Annotated in this window: 12 protein-coding genes; 8 read left to right on the top strand and 4 right to left on the bottom strand. The window is 39.7% G+C overall.

What is annotated here, in order from left to right; translation table 11 throughout:
- Nucleotides 1-105: 105 nt before the first annotated feature.
- A complete protein-coding gene (locus NSTC731_RS23630; RefSeq protein WP_445627052.1) occupies nt 106-2,334 on the bottom strand; it encodes a recombinase family protein in 2,229 nt (742 codons plus the stop codon).
- 87 nt (nt 2,335-2,421) lie between these two features.
- Between NSTC731_RS23630 and NSTC731_RS23625 the strand changes: the two genes are divergently transcribed.
- Both NSTC731_RS23625 and mltA read left to right on the top strand, forming a co-directional pair.
- Entirely contained in the window at nt 2,422-3,765 is a 1,344-nt protein-coding gene (locus tag NSTC731_RS23625) for a proton extrusion protein PcxA (RefSeq protein WP_445627051.1), read from the top strand.
- A gap of 185 nt (nt 3,766-3,950) precedes the next feature.
- The gene (gene mltA, locus NSTC731_RS23620) at nt 3,951-5,243 is read left to right on the top strand and encodes a murein transglycosylase A (protein WP_445627050.1); all 1,293 of its coding nucleotides are present in this window, start codon (nt 3,951-3,953) and stop codon (nt 5,241-5,243) included.
- 284 nt (nt 5,244-5,527) lie between these two features.
- Here the strand turns inward: mltA and NSTC731_RS23615 are convergent, their stop codons facing one another.
- The 3 genes from NSTC731_RS23615 to NSTC731_RS23605 all read right to left on the bottom strand — a co-directional run bounded on the left by NSTC731_RS23615 (nt 5,528) and on the right by NSTC731_RS23605 (nt 8,305).
- Entirely contained in the window at nt 5,528-5,761 is a 234-nt protein-coding gene (locus NSTC731_RS23615; protein ID WP_445627049.1) for a DUF3134 domain-containing protein, read from the bottom strand.
- A gap of 205 nt (nt 5,762-5,966) precedes the next feature.
- Nucleotides 5,967-6,395, bottom strand: a complete 429-nt coding sequence (locus NSTC731_RS23610; RefSeq protein ID WP_445627048.1) for a hypothetical protein — start codon at nt 6,393-6,395, stop codon at nt 5,967-5,969.
- Between the two features lie 497 nt (nt 6,396-6,892).
- Nucleotides 6,893-8,305, bottom strand: a complete 1,413-nt coding sequence (locus tag NSTC731_RS23605) for a substrate-binding domain-containing protein (protein WP_445627047.1) — start codon at nt 8,303-8,305, stop codon at nt 6,893-6,895.
- A 1,230-nt stretch (nt 8,306-9,535) separates the two neighbouring features.
- Here NSTC731_RS23605 and NSTC731_RS23600 point away from each other — a divergent pair.
- The 6 genes from NSTC731_RS23600 (at nt 9,536) to NSTC731_RS23575 (ending at nt 17,409) form a co-directional block, all read left to right on the top strand.
- Nucleotides 9,536-10,726 carry a choice-of-anchor tandem repeat GloVer-containing protein gene (locus NSTC731_RS23600; RefSeq protein WP_445627046.1) on the top strand — a complete coding sequence of 397 codons (1,191 nt, stop codon included), beginning with the start codon at nt 9,536-9,538 and terminating at the stop codon, nt 10,724-10,726.
- Between the two features lie 567 nt (nt 10,727-11,293).
- Nucleotides 11,294-11,914: a hypothetical protein gene (locus NSTC731_RS23595; RefSeq protein ID WP_445627045.1), complete on the top strand. Its 621-nt coding sequence runs from the start codon at nt 11,294-11,296 to the stop codon at nt 11,912-11,914.
- Nucleotides 11,915-11,928: 14 nt separating this feature from the next.
- Nucleotides 11,929-12,300, top strand: a complete 372-nt coding sequence (locus tag NSTC731_RS23590) for a hypothetical protein (RefSeq protein WP_322671318.1) — start codon at nt 11,929-11,931, stop codon at nt 12,298-12,300.
- Complete coding sequence (locus NSTC731_RS23585; protein WP_445627044.1) at nt 12,254-15,001, top strand: hypothetical protein; 2,748 nt, start codon at nt 12,254-12,256, stop codon at nt 14,999-15,001. The genes NSTC731_RS23590 and NSTC731_RS23585 overlap by 47 nt, the downstream gene beginning before the upstream one ends.
- Nucleotides 15,002-15,264: 263 nt before the next feature.
- A complete protein-coding gene (locus NSTC731_RS23580) occupies nt 15,265-16,107 on the top strand; it encodes a hypothetical protein (RefSeq protein WP_445627043.1) in 843 nt (280 codons plus the stop codon).
- Nucleotides 16,108-16,359: 252 nt separating this feature from the next.
- Nucleotides 16,360-17,409, top strand: coding sequence for a hypothetical protein (locus NSTC731_RS23575; RefSeq protein ID WP_445627042.1), 1,050 nt, complete (start codon nt 16,360-16,362; stop codon nt 17,407-17,409).
- Nucleotides 17,410-17,432 lie beyond the last annotated feature (23 nt).

Genomic DNA, 17,432 nt, shown 5'->3' with positions numbered 1-17,432 from the left:
AGGTTGATTTAGTAAAAGATTCAAAGCCTCTCTCCTAAAACGAGAGAGGTTTGGAGAGAGATCAAAATTTTACTTCACGCTTGTCGAGAACCGCTATGAAAACACTCAATTAACAGTAGATTCAGAAATAACCGTTACACAGGCATTCACTAAAGGTAACAGCGGCCCTATTTGCTCTTGTCCATTCACTGCTAAATCGCTGTGACACAAATAAACTCTCTCGGATACACGAGACAGTAAATCTGTCAAAATTCTTTGCAGTCGTTGTTCTTCTGCCAATTTTTCATCTTCTGCTGTCCAAGGTTCGCCTAACCTGTCTCGCAGGAAAAACGGCGCACCGAACAAAGTCGCTGCACCACCTTTCGCCCACAGGGGCGAACCAGCATCTAGCCAAAAATGCCACTGGTGCGATCGCCTACTAGATCGATATTGAAATATAGTTGCTAGTGTGACAGCCTTTCTCGCTCCACCAATGGGGCGCACCGGGTAAGGGTTAGCAGTAATTGTACCACGCCGCAGTAATTGAATGAATTCAATAATAGTTGTCTGAGGCGTTGTCTCCACTGGGGTAATTTGTCGTAATCTGGTGTCAATTTCCCAGTAATGTTGGGCGGTTTCTAATAATTCCCGCAATGCTGCTAGTTGTTCGTAGGGGAGATTACTTCCATTCCACAAAAAACGTTGAATTGCTCTGTCTAACAGAGAAATAGGACTAGGAATTAACCGCAATTCTTGTTGCGATCGCTGCTGTTCTAACCACTGTAATATTTCACTATAGGCTGTAGTAGCTGCATAGCCGATTCGATCCCAGCGCTCAAAGGCTGACACTGGTAGCAAGTTGGGGCGATCGGGATGGGGTACAAAGCAGTAATCTGCAATCAAACCAGCACGTACCGGGTCAATATTTGTAGAGACGCGATTCATCGCGTCTGTAGTAGATACCCGATTCATCGCGTCTGTAGTAGAGACGCGATTCATCGCGTCTGTAGAGTTTTCAGGCGATTGTTTCCTGCTCAACACAACCAGCATTTCCGCCACCGCATCCCGATCTACAAGTCGTCCCAAGCCGGGATAAACTAGTGCCAGCATGGTGAGTAAGGCGCGAATCACGGGCGAACTAATTAGGGGACGTTGGTCATTGAGCGATTCTACTGGGATATTTTGCTTGACGAGGATTTCTACTAGAGTATAACGAGCGATCGCATCTAAACCTGGGGCAATAATTGCTACTTCTTCTGGTTGCACTTGCTTTGATTGGATAGCATTAGCAATTATCTCTGCTGTTTGCCGCAATAATTGGGCGCGGGAGGTGGTTTGAATTGAATGCACTGTTTTTGGTAAACTCAACATTACCATCGGGGAAGTGACTAATTCCACCATCTGTTTAGTCAGTTGCTCGCTCAGAGACTCTGGAGGCGGCCCGTTCAATATTTCTACCCGACAACGCTCTGCTAACCCTTCTAGGTAGTTGGGATCTGCTCCCAATCCCAATCGCACCGCACCATCAGGATTGTAGCTAAATGCGCCAACTGCACCTCGATCTAATAGCAACTCAAACAAAAGACGCGCTACGCTAGGATAATCATCGACATCATCCGCCAGTACTGCCTGGTAGCGTTTAGTTAGGTGCTGCTGGTAATGGCGATCGCTTAACAAATGCTGACTATAAAGTTCGGTAATAATCCCATAAGTCAGTAACCCCCTCTCTAAACACCAATTACGCCAATCTAGCAGCAAAGATGCCAAAAATTCCGGCTCTATTGTGGTATTTTCCCCAAAACCCTTGGCTAAAATTTGGGCAATATTTTCGCAAGGTATACCACTGTAAGCTGCTAATTGTAATAAGTCCAAGATGCGACGCACCAAGCGAGATTCATTCACTCCCGCAAGACGTAAAATTTCTTCTTCTAATTGCGGACGCCAAAGTTTGGTTGCTAACTCTTGTTCGGTTTCCGGTCGCAATCTTACCGGAAACTGTGCTTTCAGGTTCAACGAGTTAATCAGCAACGGCCAAAATAAAATAACTTCATCCTGAAAAAAACCTAGTGGCGTTTTGGCACGAACCGGATATTTACCCAAAGTTGAGGTAACAATTATATCTCCTAACTCTCGACGATTATCATCATTGGCAGCTAAAACTAAAACTCCTGGCTCTGTTTGTTTAAGATATAAAAATTCAGGTACATCGCCAGTTTTTTTACGCCCTGGTTTTTTTGTATAAAATGATTCAGTATATTGTTTTTCTGATTTTACCCAATTACAAAATTGTTCTACTAAGCGAGCCGTCTTACCACTACGGCTAGTGCCAACAATCCAAACCGAATGAGAAACCACAAACTTTCTCCTTGTAGATTTGTTAGTATACCTCGTGCGTTAACTTAAGGTTAATAGTCATCAAACAATGCTAAATGATTGTCTGCAATGAAAAATTCTGTTTTTAGTCAAAAAATCTATTCTTTCTTGCTTGCTGCTTTTCGATGGTACTTACAGACTCCTGAACGTTCTTTACATGAAGCCTATGATGCAGCATTAAAAATTCAGGAAATAGAAGATAAGCATTTCAATGGTAATAAAATAGACATCGACTCGGCCATGTACAGTAACAGTGTGATGGATTATTTTGAGTCAGACCTCAAAAAACTATTAAAAGTTGTCAGAATGCGGCTGACGGAGTTTAGAGCAAGTCGTTGGTTTCTAAATGAAGAGGATCAAAAAGCTGCCCAAAAAGCAGGTATAGAGTATCTAACTCCTTCTTTAGTTTTGGAAAAGCTAAACTATATCGATCGAGTTACATCTAAATACACAACAAATTCCGATAAAACAACTTCTAACGCTTTAGTAGTACAACCTCCAAATGTACCAGTTAATGTAACATCTGACGAAAAATCCCTGCTCGTCAAAACTCCAACATTACCACCCAAAATACAAAATCAAGACTTAAACAATAAACCAAAAGCCAAGAGCAAAACCGATACAACAGGTGTTTTACCTCGCTCTATTTTAAGTACTATCAGTCGTCTGCAAGTTGAATTAGACCCTAATTCGGAACAAGAAGTAATTCAGAGTTTTCGTCAAACTCAAAAAAGAACAATAATATCTATCAGGTTTATTTTACTATTAATTATTGTACCACTTTTAACGCATCAGATAGCAAAAGCTTTTGTAGTTGGGCCAATTGTTGAGAGATTTAGAAGCAGTGAGGAAATGCAGATATTTCTCAATTCTGAAATGGAAGAGGAAGCCCTTTTAGAATTAGAAAGATTTGAAGAAAAGCTCAAGTTTGAAAATTTCATTGTCAAAGCGCCTCCACTTTTACCTGAGCAGATGGAGACTGAAATGAAAAAGAAGGCGAAAGAGCTTGCTGAAGAATTTCGTCACGAAAGCTCTGGTGCTATCAAAAATGTTTTTGCAGATATGTTCTCGGTGGTTGCTGTTATCTGGCTTTTGCTAGTCAGTAAGTCTTCTATTGCTGTGGTCAAAGATTTCTTTGATAATATTGTCTATGGACTTAGCGATAGCGCCAAGGCATTTATCATTATTTTGTTTACTGATATCTTTGTCGGATTCCACTCTCCTCATGGCTGGGAAGTCTTGCTAGAAGGAGTATCACGCCATTGGGGATTACCAGCAAATAGAGATTTTATCTTCTTATTTATCGCTACATTTCCAGTGATTTTAGATACTATCTTTAAGTATTGGATCTTCCGATATTTGAATCGGATATCGCCCTCTGCTGTTGCGACTTACCGTAATATGAATGAATAGGGAATAGGGGATAGGGAATAGGGAATAGGGCATTGGGCACTTGTACTGAGTTTCGACTGCGCTCAACTACCGCGTAGTCGTTGGCGCAGCCTCTCGTAGAGAAGTATTGGGAATTGGAAAAAATTTTTGGTTTTTGATTTTGGAATTTGAGCGAGGTGGGAGAATCTTAAAAATTTTGAATTTTCATGAAAAAGACACTTATTGGGTTAGGAAAGTTTCACAAAACTATCGCTATCAGCCTACCTGTGATTTTGTCGATTTTACTGGTGCGGATGCAATCTTTCACGCATCAGGAACTCATTTCGCCAGAATGTCAGGTGAAAAAGTGGGATCTACCAGTGTCCTTGACTGCTGAAAATCAAGATGCATTTTTGCAAAAACAAAAATTACCATTAATCCAGAGACTACCAATTACTTGTTGTCAAAGTGATACCTCTTGTCTGGATGAAGTCATTTATGGCAAAATACCAGAGAAAAAGGCGCTGATCGGTGCGATCGCTCGCAGTCTCCAATATCTGCAAACAGCCGATGCTGCGGCTGCTTATCAAAACTATCCGGTGGCTGGAATTACGCGCGATCGCGTCATCAAAAGCTTGCAAAGATTCCGCGAACTTTTATTAAAAACCAATTCTGCCACAGAATTGCATCAAGCCATTGAGCGGGAATTTGTTCTTTACCAGTCAGTCGGTAAAGATAACCAAGGTTCCGTTTTATTCACCGCCTATTATGAGCCACTTTACGCAGCCAGTCGCGTCCCCACAGCAGAATATCGCTATCCGGTTTATCGCTTACCTCCCGATCTCAACTCTTGGACTAAGCCTCATCCGACACGCGAGGAATTGGAAGGAGCAGATGGTTTGCAAGCTGCAAAAGGGAAATTGCGAGGATTAGAGTTGTTTTGGTTTCGCGATCGCCTTGAGCCATATCTAGCTCAAATTGAAGGTTCGGCGAGGCTTCAACTTCCCGATGGTACTCAAACAACAATCGGCTATGCAGGTCATACCGCTTATAATTACAAAAGTATTGGGCGAGAATTAGTAAATGATGGCAAATTACCGCTAGAAGGTATCACTCTGCCAATTATTCTCGACTATTTTCAAAAGCATCCCCAAGAATTAAATATTTATATTCCGCGCGATCGCAGCTTTGTTTTTTTTCAAGAAAATCACGGTGAGCCAGCTCAAGGTTCTATTAACGTACCATTAACAGCAGAGCGTTCTATTGCTACAGATAAATCTCTTATGCCTCCTGGGGCTTTAGCGTTGATTCGCGCTTCCATTCCCTTTGTTAATCCTACCGGAAAAATGCAAGAGCGCATTATCAGCCGCTATGTTCTCGATCAAGATACCGGAGGTGCAATTAAAGGTGCAGGTAGAGTGGATTATTTTTTAGGTACTGGGAAAATAGCAGGCGATCGCGCTGGTGTTACAGTCAGCAATGGACAATTATTTTATCTCTTACTTAAGTCCAAAAATTAAACACACTCGCATTTTAATACTAAAATTCCCGACTTTTTTAGATACAGCAGTTTTCAAATGAATAGACCACGTACAGACCTCACTTCCATTCCTCTCTCCTTGAAGGAGAGAGGCTTTGAATTTCCCCCTTCCCTTATAGGGAAGGGGGTAGGGGGTTAGGTCTTTCTTGTAGTCTACTCAACTGAAAATCGGTGTAAGTCAGGAATTTTAGCCTTTTGGCGTAAATGAAACACCGATTCCAAATCAATGGAACGCTTGCGATATAGTAATTACGAATTACGCTACTAGGCGTCTAAATCCATGTCACTATCATCATCGTCATGATCGTAAGGGATATCGTCAAGGTCTATCATTTCGGAAATTTCTTCTACTTCAGTTAGATACTCAGATTCTTGATGTTCGCGTTCGATTAAACGACCAGTTGACTTCAGCCATTCCAAGAGTATAAATTCATTACTTGTACGAATTACAGGCGCTCGCTGGTTACGAGGTTCTTCACGCAAAGGACTTATAGGCATAAAAAAAACTCACTTTGAATTTACAGGTTAGCTTACAAAAACGTCAAAATTGTACATTAAGCTTAAAAGTCTTGCATAACAAGTCTTTTCTCAACAGACAAAATATGACCCATTGAAGTTTTGTCTCAAGTCCATTTAACTACTTACCATTAAAATGTCCCGGTGTCCGTTTTAATAATAAATATTTCAGCTGATGCAATATATATTACAAAGCATTTGGTAGCTTGACGAGAGTTTCATACATATCAGAGGGTAATGCAGATAGTCTATTCGCTACAGCGACTGCATCAGCTAACTTACTAAATTGACACCGGACTATCTCTTGTCCATTTCCTGAAGGGAATCGTTTCCTAGCTTTATTAGAGACAGCACAAATGATTGCTAAAGCTTTGGCGAACCCGTCTTTTGTCAATATTCTTTCTTGAGCGAACCCTTCAACAGGGATAAGACAAACCTCAAACCGATAGCCAGGTCTGGGAGAAACAGCTATGTCAATATATGGTTTATCTTCTTTTCTGATTCGGCGTAAATATTTGGCTGTTGAATTAGGATCGTGCAAATCAGTCCCAAGAGCGTAAGTAAAAAAGCAATCTTCTGTGAGGGACTCAGGACGAGTAATTATATCCGTGGGCATAAGTTCCAGTAGTATCCGTATGTTGTCTGCGTGTATGACACACTAGACTTGTCCGTTCTTATTAGCACATTTTCTTTGACAGTTAGGTGTATCAGTGTCAGTGTCACGCGAGGTATTACAATACATTGCGGCTAAGTAAAATTTCAATTTTTGGAATACTTATGACATTAAACACCTTTAGAATCAAAGGGTGTAGAGATTTAGATTCAAAGAGGAGTCTATATAGTCAGTCACATGACCGAAAATATTTCTCAACAGATAAAATCATAACATAGTTGATGTCAGGTGATGCGATCGCATCACCTGACAGCATCGGTGAATGCTTAAAAGCGATCGCGAACTATCTGAATATTTAGTTATTGAGATCGAATCATCGCCTTAATAAATCCCCAAGATTATAAATATAATCCTGGGGTATAACTTTCATATCTTTGTCAAGATATGTAAAAATCTAAAGGATACAAGGGAGGATAATACCAAAAACAGTATTCACCCAATTATGGTTTGACGTAAGTATTCACAACATTTTGAGACAGAGTTTTAATGGCAGGGGGAAGAGGAGCATATCCGCGATTTTTAGCGATCGTGTCCCCGGCTGCTCCAAAAGCCCAACCGATCAATCCTTTAATACCAGCTGCTACTTTAGCGTCTGCGTATTTATCATAAAATAGCACGTAAGTTGCGGTAACAATGGGATAAGCATTTGCAGCTGTTGGATCTGTAACTACGAGTTTAATCCGTTGAGCATTTGCATCTTGGTCACTTGCACCGACAAAAGCATTTGAAATTGTAGTTGATGAAATGGCATTGTAAGTACCTGCCTTGTTCTGCAAGACAGCAGCTTTCAGATTATTAGCTAACTGCGTAGCACTATCCACATAACCAATTGCACCAGGAGTGGTAGCGATCGTGGTGGCTACACCTCCACCTCCTGTAGCACCTTTGGAACCAACTGGCCAAACAACTGTATCGGCTGGTATTGTTGAGGGAACAGAGCCAACAATACTTTTTTTACCAGTTCCTCTGTTCCATGTCGGAAATGCCGCCTTGAGATGACTGCTTAAAGCAAAAGTAGTACCGCTGTCGTCACTACGATATACGAGAACGATAGGCTTATTTGCTATTGTTACGCCACCGTTATCTGCTTTGATTTTGGCATCATTCCAATTTATGATGTTGCCTTGAAGAATACCAAGGTAAGTAGCTCGTGAAAGCTTAATTCCACCAGTTGGCACGTTTAGACCAGTGGGGTTATAAGCTAAGGCGATTCCAACGGTGATTGCAGGTACTTGGACGTATGCATTTGCGGGTGTGCCAGCGTTATTGGGACTGCCACTAACTTTTTCTGTTCCTACTACGGGGTCGTCACTAGCTGCAAAAGAGACAGGGCGATTGATAGTAGGACTACCAGCTGGTACGGTTTGAGTGAAAAAAGCTGTTAAACCCTTACCACTACCAACCGAAGCATATCTAAATGTGACAGCCGCATTTACTGGGCCGGGAGGATTGAGGCTTGAAGGATTTCCAACACCGTAAGTGTTAAACCATGAGCCTTTCGGATTAAAAGGAGAGGTAGTTCCTGTACCTATAAACAAAGTAGTTATACTGCTTGCACCTGCACCATTTATGGAAGTTACTCCAGTTGGGGGAGGAGTAGTAGAGGTCTGAGCTAGAGATTTATGAGTAGCAGATTGACCTACTACTAAACCAGTTGCTATGGCAAGTACAGAAATTGAACTTGCTAAATAGGTCAATTGACGATTAGGATAAAAAGTCATGTCAAGCTCCTTCAAATTAATTTCCGGCTCAACGCCTATAAAATCAAAATCAAGTGTCAAATTGGCGATTAAAAACAACCTTATATCTGCATAAATAATTAGCATTATCAAGGTTATTAATAAATTAGACATTGACACAAAACGCTGAAAAATGTAGAGCAAAACTAAAGCAAGACTTTATATAGAGAGTATGGCTCTATTGCTAATCCACCCTAACAAATGATTATTTGCTAGTTAAAAACTCTACATTCTTAAAGTAAGTTTGTATAAATATTCAGTGGCTTTAATATAAGAGAGTAGTTATTAGTACTATGAATCAGGCTTCAATTACCATTTTCAGTCTCTTATTTCCTTTTAAAAGCCATGTTTAATTTTACCCACTTACTTATTTAGGATGGCAATTTTATTTGAATTATGGAAATCAATTTCTTCAATATAAATTACAGCAGTTTGTTACAAACTACCGCTAAGTGCGAAGTAAAGAAATTTAGGATTCCACGATTTTTTGATAACTGCTATAGGTAATAGCTGTTAAATTTTGCCAACGGAATCAACAGTATAATGTGAAGGTAAAGCTGAAGTCATGATTAAATTATGAAATGATTAAAAAGCTTAAATATATTTTGGGAATTTAGAGGTGTTTCAAAAGTGATTTTTATAGCATTTTTATTACTTTCTTCAGAGGAAAATCAAGACCTTTCACTTAATATGTGTAATATGTGATTTTGCTTATTAAGATTTTTTAGAGGTTTTAATCAGTATTTAATAGAGCTTACTAATTGCTTGACAAAAAAACCACTATATGGAACTTTTTGATTCGAGTTTTGTGACTATATTTTGTCAAAATCGTGGATTTTTCACTGTTTTTTGTGTTTTTCACGACATCAAAAACACAAATAACGATCTATGCTACCGAACGAAATCATTAATTGTGCTATTCACATTATTGACTCAGTGCTAGTACGGTTTTTGTGATGTAGGTAAAACAGGCTTGTTGAGTCCTTTTCAAATAGGGCTATACCAACATTTAAGGCATTTTCTCATTAATGCCTAAGCTGACAAATTATACCAATTTTAGATAAAAATGCGCTCAATACGTAGATTGAGTCGTAGCAATATCTCGTAGATTACGGGGTAAAACTCAACATATACAAGATGTTGGGGCGTTGGGTTTCGTGCTTTAAACGCAGAAAAGCTGAGAAACCTTTCGATAGCAGTGGCTTCCTAACCTACTTTGTAGCAATCATTTTTCAAATTGGTATTAGTCAAGAATAGCAGCGATGCCGAAGGCGGGCTACGCCTACGCAAAATCCGTCAGAACTAGCTACGATTCCGTCTCTACTAAACTTTTTGAGGTATTCAATGAACAAGATTAATCTGCACAAACAACACCAGGCCAAAAATCAGGTATTGATTTTTACTTCTTTGACTGTTTTGGCTTCTTCATTAGTACTACCCTTTCAACAAGCCTTTGCTGCAACATTGACTACTGTTGTAAATTTCAACGGCACCAACGGAGCTACACCAAGAGCTGGTGTACTTAAAGGCAACGGTACTGATGACAATCTTTATGGAACTACTTCTGCTGGTGGTACTTCTGGCAAAGGAACTGCATTCAAGTTAACTCCTACTGCTTACACTACTCTAACTACACTAATCAACTTCACCGGAACCTCTGGAATCAACAAAGGGACTAATCCAGTTGCTAGATTATTCCAAGCAGCCGATGGCAATTTATATGGGGCAACCTTTACAGGTGGTACAAGTGACCTCGGCAGTGTGTTTAAGTTGGCGAAAACAGCTTTTACAACCCTGACAACTCTGACAAATTTCACAGGCACTAATGGAGCTAACCCAGCAGGCCGACTGATTACAGGTACTGATGGCAATTTGTGGGGGACAAGCTCTACAGGTGGGGCTAATAATAAAGGAACTATATTCAAGGTTTCGCCAACTACCGGGGCACTCACCACCATCAGAAGCTTCAGCGGTACTGATGGAGCAACTCCATTAGCAAGATTGCAACTGGCTACCGATGGAAACTACTATGGCAGCGCCTCTGCCGGTGGAGCAAGTGCTAAAGGAGTTGTATTCAAGTTAACTCCCGCAGGAATACTGACTTCATATAGCTTTAATGGCGCCAATGGAGCAAATCCGCAGTCTGGATTAATTGAAGTTAGTGGATTCCTCTATGGGACTTCTAAACTAGGTGGAGCCAACAATAAAGGAGCTGTATTCAAGGTTCCCATCGGTGGCGGTACACCCGTTTTAGTTGCCAGTTTTAATGGTACCAATGGGGCCAACCCAACGGCTGCACTCATAAAAGCAAGCAATGGTAACTTCTATGGCACAGCTTCTGCTGGTGGCGCAAGCAACAAAGGAGTTATCTATCAGCTAACTGGAGCAACCATCACCGGCTTAATTAGTTTCAATGGCACTAATGGGGCAACACCAGAGTCCACGCTAATTCAACTCTCAAATGGTGCCTTTTACGGTACTGCCTCTTTTGGCGGTAGTTCTAATCTAGGAACTGTGTTTAAGTTTGTAATTTAGTTCCAAATCTAATCGGCGTGTAGAAAATGGTAAAACGTAGATTAGAACGTTTACCATTTTTCTACAATCGATCTAAACTTTTCAAGACAGATATTTGAATTTTGGTGACTCAATATTGTTTCATATCATGTTCGCTCCGAAGAACCCTAAAGAACCAAAGCTACGCTTGGTCTGCCCTAAGAGCAAGCCTATGGTGTACATACAAGTCTAAAACATTTATAGCAGTTCGCTCAGATACCTATGAGGTGGAGAAAGTCAAGGCTTGGAAGTTGGTTAATCGAGGCTATCTCTATCAGAAGATTGAAAAAATTCTCAAAGTCGAGAGGAATCTACCAGTTTAATCTCAATATTTGCAATCCAGCTTCTCAAATCAGAGAAATTTAGTTTTAGATAAATCTTAATATCATGTTAACTTAACTTCAGAATACTGATGTAGAATATAGAACTTTACTACAGGTTTATAATTTGATTAATAATGAAATGATGTTAAAGTATGTTGAATTGTAGTAGTTGTAAAATTTGATACAAACAAGGATAAATCATAGTACACCATAGGAAAATTAGCAAATGTTTAGACAAAGTTCTCACGAGAGAAACTTTTTCAAAGCTTTAACTGGTAGTGCGGCGAAAGAATCTCACAAGTTAAGACGGGCATTTAAATCCTGTCTGACTATTCTGATTGAATCTGTACCTTTTTTGATTGCTTGTGCTGTATTGGTTAGCGTTATCAGCCTCAAAAGTCCTATCTTGCTGTTTTGTTTACTGGTTGGTAGTTTAATTGCTCTCATCATCCAGCAAATTGGTCAGCAAGTGAATTTACCAAGGCGATCGCTAATATTATTACAAATTTTAGCAGCAGCGATCGTTCTGAGTTTATATTGGTTAGACTGGTTTGCAGCCCCTGTACAAGCTCAATTTTTTGGAAAAGCTGAAGACTTTTTCAAAAACAGCTTCCGTGGTTCAGCAACCAATGGTGGCGATAGCAACACAGCAATAAGTTTGATATTTAACGTGTTGCGGGCAATTTACTTACTCTATATTGCAATTTCCTTAGTTGGTGTGATTAACGCAGTGCGTAAAGATGAAGATTGGCAAAGCATCGCCAGAACTCCTCTATTAGTGGTTGTTGCTGTTACTGTTGCTGATATACTTACTGGCTTTGTAATTGGTCCTAGCCCTAATAAATAATTCAGATATTTCAAATGCCTCAAGAGCAGGAACAAGAATTTCGTCCAGTCAATCAGGTTCTAGGAAGCCAACCTTCACTAGGACCAATTCCTGCCGATCAAATTCTTCCTTGGACGGTAATCGCCTTAGCCTCCTATTTTACTATCAATGGAATTTTTGGAGGTTTTTTCCAAGAAGAGTTTCAAAAATGGTTGTGGACAGTACTAATGACTGGTTGGGGAATCGGAACTTGGTGGATTTTAACTGGTGGTAGGAGTTGGAGTTTTTTAAGTAAATTTATCGGGGTTCCCACTTGGACAAGAGGCTTTGCTCGTTATCAAAGCTTATTGGAAGTTAACCATGAAGCAAAAAATCGGAAAACAAAGCGTCAGCGTCGCCGGAAATGAAAGTAGATTAACACCATTTGAAGATGCCTTGCACTTGGCGACAATGCTGCGTGTCGCCATGAATGGACGTGACATTGGCGCTTATCTGTTGACAAAAGGTACTCAAAAAGATCGGTTCTGCTTTGTTTTTGGTTTTGATTGTAAGGGAATTCATACCACCTTAAGACCTGAACAAATTGATACACTTTTTAATAATATTGAAGCTGGATTAAAAGACATTCCTAGCGGTGAAAGGATGACGTTACACTTGGGTTCTTTTAGTTCAGACAAAGAGCGCCAAAAAGAGTTAGCAACATTAATCAGAAATGCATCATCGCGAGACATCAAATATTTGTTGATGGCGGAGAGAGCCAGAATTAAAGAACTGACGATTTCTGGGATTCGGAAACCTAAATTTTTACGGATTTATGTAACTTACACCATTGAATCTAATTCACAACACGCAGATGATTGGATAGAAAAGCTTTTAGTCAAAGCTGAATCCTGGTGGTTGAAATTTAAAGGCGATCTTTTAGAAGTAGAAAATCAACGTATTGAAACCCTGATTACAAATGCTTACAACCAGGGGTTTCTCCGCTGGGAACAAATATTATCTAACAAAATGGGATTGGATGTCAAACCTTTGACTGCTAATGAACTCTGGGGAGAAATCTGGAAAAGGTTTAATGATACGCAGCCAATAGATATTCCCCAGTTAATGACTTTAGATGAAGAAGGATTACATGAACAAGTTAATTCCGATTTAGCTAGTACTAAATTACTTCTAGACAATATTCACGGCACAACTTTGCTGATGGAATCTAGTGTACCTTGTGCCGATCGCCGCTGGGTTAATGTTAATAATCGTTATATTGGCACACTGTCATTTCTGGAAAAACCCGGCGGTTGGCCAAATAAATCGGCTCAACTGCGCTATTTATGGGAACTGTTGGCCAGAGAAACAGTAGTAGATACAGAAATATTTTGTGAGTTGACTGCTGCAAATCCAGCATTGGTAAAAACTACTTTGCAACGAGTGCTGAAGCAGTCAAATATGACAACGATTTTGGCTCAAGAAAAAAGTAAAACTATTGATGTCAATGCTCAATTAAAATTGAAGAAATCGGTAGCAGCACAAGAACAGTTATTTGAAGGTGCAGTCCCGATTTATACGAGTATTGCTATTTTAGTACATCGTCCAACTTTAGAAAAATTAGATGAGGCGACAAGATATATTGAAAACTGTTTTCAACGTCCAGCCAGAGTAATTAGAGAAACTGAATACGCCTGGAAAATTTGGCTGCAAACTCTACCAATAGTTTGGGAAGGTTTATTAGCAACACCCTTCAACCGTCGCCAGCTATATTTAACCAGTGAAGTTCCGGGATTAATGCCTTTAGTTTTAAGTAAAAAAGGTGATAGACAAGGCTTTGAGTTGATTGCTGAAGAAGGCGGAACACCCATACATTTAGATTTATTTAATCAGCACAAAAATTTAGCTTTGTTTGCCACAACTCGTGCTGGTAAATCGGTGTTGGTGTCAGGAATTTTAACTCAGGCTTTAGCGCATGGGATTCCGGTTGTGGCATTAGATTTCCCTAAACCTGATGGGACATCTACTTTCACTGATTACACAGAGTTTATGGAGGGGAATGGAGCCTATTTTGATATTTCCAAACAATCAAATAACTTATTTGAGCAGCCAGATTTACGATCGCTAGAAGCAGAACAACAGCGCGATCGCTTTAACGATTATACCGCCTTCCTAGAATCAGCCTTAATGACAATGGTTTTAGGATCGTCCACTGAAAGTCAAATTTTATCGCAAACCGTGCGATCGCTGCTCAACTTGGCTTTAGAAGCCTTCTTTAGAGATGAGGGGATCAAAGAGCGATATCGACAGGCGATGGAGGGAGGATTTGGCACTCTTGCTTGGCAGAAAACTCCTACTTTAAAAGATTTTCTCTTTTTCTGCTCGCCAGAACACTTGCAGCTAAGTTCTTTAACTGGCAGAGTCGAAGATGCTCTGAGTCAAATTCAGTTGCGCTTACGCTTTTGGCTTTCTAGCCGCGTCGGACAAGCCATTTCTGCACCATCCAGCTTTCCTACCGATGCACAACTTTTAGTTTTTGCTCTCAGAAACCTATCAGATAGTGAAGATGCAGCCGTACTATCCTTGAGTGCTTATTCAGCCGCACTCCGACGCGCATTGAGTAGTCCAGCTTCCATATTCTTTATCGACGAAGCACCAATTTTATTTGAGTTCGAGCAAATTTCCGATTTAGTTGGTAGAGTTTGTGCGAACGGCGCTAAAGCTGGTATCAGAGTCATCTTATCAGGACAAGATCCTGACACCATTGCTAAATCTAAAGCTGCATCGAAAATATTGCAAAACCTGACAACACGGTTGATTGGACGCATTCAGCCAGTTGCAGTAGATAGTTTTGCAGACATCTTAAAATATCCCCGCCAAGTTATTTCTCGTAATGCTTCAGAAAGCTTTTTTCCCCGTAAAGAAGGCGTTTATAGTCAATGGCTATTAGATGATAACGGTACTTATACATTCTGTCGTTACTATCCAGGTTACGAGCAATTGGCAGCAGTTGCTAATAACCCTTATGAACAAACTGCACGTAGCCAAATGATGCAACTTCACAGTGATAAATATGAAGCAATTTCTGCCTTTGCACGTCAATTAGTGGCTACTCTACGTAGTAGTTAATTGGGTTATGTAAGTAGTTAATGGTGAATCAAACAAGTTTGGATTTTAGATTTCTGATAGTGTAGTATTAGCAACTTACCAACGTCTTTTAGATTTACTGCACCCATTTTTGGGTTATAGCTCAGGAATTTTAGATTTTAGAATAGCACCGGGATTGAACCGAAAAACTAATTCTATTATCCAAAATCCCAAATCAGCACGGCTCAAAAGCTAAATTTTTACCTCACTATATAATGTAGTTTACCTTTTTCAGGCACAGATATATGCGAAAAACTACCATTTTTACTTTTACCTTGCTATCTCTGGCAATACTACCAGCAGTAGCACAAATTCAGACGGGCGGATTAGGCCAGGTTTGGACTGACTTTCAATCATATTCCCAAGATATGCAAGATTACTTTCAACATAATAATTTGAAAAATACCTTAAATCCTTTAGAACAAGCCCAGAGTCAAATTGCGATTGACAGTGCCAAAGGAGATTTGAAGATACCTAACCCCGTTGCTGCGGGACAAAAAATTCGTGATGATTCAATTAACTACTCTTATAATTCAGATGCTAAATCAAGTCGCTTTGAGAATAATGCAGCAGTAAGGGGAAATTTAGTTAGTAATGAACTTAATCGTATAATTACCCGTGGAATAGCGGTAGGTGTTCTCGGTAAAAATGGACAAACTAGAACAAAAGTAAAGCTAGAGAATACAGAAAAAAGTCTGGAAGATATTGATGGATTGGCTCAGGAAATAGATGATAGTAAGACGAGATTGCTAGGGAAAATTGGCAGCATTCCTAAGCCAGATGCTCAAACACAAGCTATTTCAAGTTTGACAGAATTGCTAGGTCTTAGTCAAGTGCAAATGATGAAAATTCAACAGGAACAAGTAAAAATTGTAGCTGAAACATTTGGTCAGACATTACAAAATAATCAGGCTTTGCAATACTCTAACTTAAATTTGGCAAATATTTCTCAGCAGGCGGAAGAGGCGAATCGCGCTCGCAGAGTAGAAACATCTACAGAAGCAGCGCGACTTTTACGAGCAACTTCTCAACTAGATTTGTTTGGCAGACAAGTTAATCAGCAGGATTTTAAGAGAAAAAAACTCTAATCTTTTAGACAATTGTAAAATCCTTTAACTTCTGAAAAAGCAACAGGAAATCTAAGAGGATGTTTGAAAAGTCATGATTGATGTATAAAACATTTTTTACCCCACCCTAACCCTCCCCTTGTAAAGGGGAGGGAACTAGATTTTTCTTGTTTCCCCCCTTTACAAGGGGGGATTAAGGGGGGTAATAATGTAATTAAAATTACAGCCAACTACTTTTCAAACAATTTCTAAAAAATAGCCCAGAAACTCAAAATGCAACTTGCAATTAAACTAACTTTTGCCCAAGTAGGCATCGATCAGATTCTCGATACTGGTGCTGCAACTTCCCAAAGCATTGCCGATGGTTGGGACAAACAATGGCTGGATTTATTACAAAATAACACCAATAATAACTTGTATGGAGCGCTGACAAATCTGGGTATTTTTTTTGCTGTAGGAACCCTGTTATTTTTTATGATACAATTCCTCAAAGACTTAATATCCTACGAATATACCCGTCCCATATCAGCTTTAATTTGGCCTTTTATTGTGGTAGTCCTCTTAAGTAATTCAGGCAAAGGAAGTATACTTTCTACTCTGACACTGGGAGTGCGGGATTTTTTAAACGGTGTGAATCAGCAAGTAGTGGTTTCAGCAGATGCAGATAATATATATCAGCAAGCACTGAATATGAGTGTTGCTGAAGAAGTAGCTGGTTCTTTACTACGTCCTTGTCAATCTCTTACTGGCGAACAACAAAGCCAATGTTTTGTTAAAGCTGCCGAAAAAGTTAACGTTCTCTGGCAGAAATATAGAGATACTTATGGAAATAAAAGCTGGATAAGCAGACTACAAACAAAGGTAGATAATATCAGATATGGCACTGGCATTGTATCAGAAACCTCTTTTAATTCTCTGTTAGGTTCTACAGCCCAAACGAGCATCAAAAACTTTTTAGTTTCCTTACAATATGCTTTTCAGAATTTGATAGAAGCTACTATGTTGTTAATAGCAGTTTTAGGGCCAATAGCAGTAGGTGGATCTTTGCTACCTGTAGCTGGTAAACCAATTTTTGCATGGCTGACTGGATTTTTATCTATTGGAATCGCCAAAATTTCCTTCAATATTATTGCTGTGCTGACTGCCGCAGTGATTGTCAATGGCCCAGGTCAAAATGCTAGTGTCGATCCAGATTTAATGTGGTTCATAATTTTTCTGGGAATTTTAGCACCAATTTTATCTTTAATTGTGGCTGCTGCTGGTGGTTTTGCAGTCTTCAGCGCAATTAACAGTACGGCTTCTTTAGTAAAGGAGAGGATATAAAAAAATTAAAAATGAATAAAATT

It is taken from the genome of Nostoc sp. DSM 114167, assembly GCF_052692655.1.
This window is presented reverse-complemented; position numbering and strand designations above follow the sequence as displayed.

What these genes read in the sequence shown, in the direction of transcription:
- NSTC731_RS23625 (WP_445627051.1), top strand. Translation starts at nt 2,422, where the DNA reads ATGAAAAATTCTGTTTTTAGTCAAAAAATCTATTCTTTCTTGCTTGCT.
- mltA (WP_445627050.1), top strand. Translation starts at nt 3,951, where the DNA reads ATGAAAAAGACACTTATTGGGTTAGGAAAGTTTCACAAAACTATCGCT.
- NSTC731_RS23615 (WP_445627049.1), bottom strand. Translation starts at nt 5,761, where the DNA reads ATGCCTATAAGTCCTTTGCGTGAAGAACCTCGTAACCAGCGAGCGCCT.
- NSTC731_RS23610 (WP_445627048.1), bottom strand. Translation starts at nt 6,395, where the DNA reads ATGCCCACGGATATAATTACTCGTCCTGAGTCCCTCACAGAAGATTGC.
- NSTC731_RS23605 (WP_445627047.1), bottom strand. Translation starts at nt 8,305, where the DNA reads ATGTCTAATTTATTAATAACCTTGATAATGCTAATTATTTATGCAGAT.
- NSTC731_RS23600 (WP_445627046.1), top strand. Translation starts at nt 9,536, where the DNA reads ATGAACAAGATTAATCTGCACAAACAACACCAGGCCAAAAATCAGGTA.
- NSTC731_RS23595 (WP_445627045.1), top strand. Translation starts at nt 11,294, where the DNA reads ATGTTTAGACAAAGTTCTCACGAGAGAAACTTTTTCAAAGCTTTAACT.
- NSTC731_RS23590 (WP_322671318.1), top strand. Translation starts at nt 11,929, where the DNA reads ATGCCTCAAGAGCAGGAACAAGAATTTCGTCCAGTCAATCAGGTTCTA.
- NSTC731_RS23585 (WP_445627044.1), top strand. Translation starts at nt 12,254, where the DNA reads ATGAAGCAAAAAATCGGAAAACAAAGCGTCAGCGTCGCCGGAAATGAA.
- NSTC731_RS23580 (WP_445627043.1), top strand. Translation starts at nt 15,265, where the DNA reads ATGCGAAAAACTACCATTTTTACTTTTACCTTGCTATCTCTGGCAATA.
- NSTC731_RS23575 (WP_445627042.1), top strand. Translation starts at nt 16,360, where the DNA reads ATGCAACTTGCAATTAAACTAACTTTTGCCCAAGTAGGCATCGATCAG.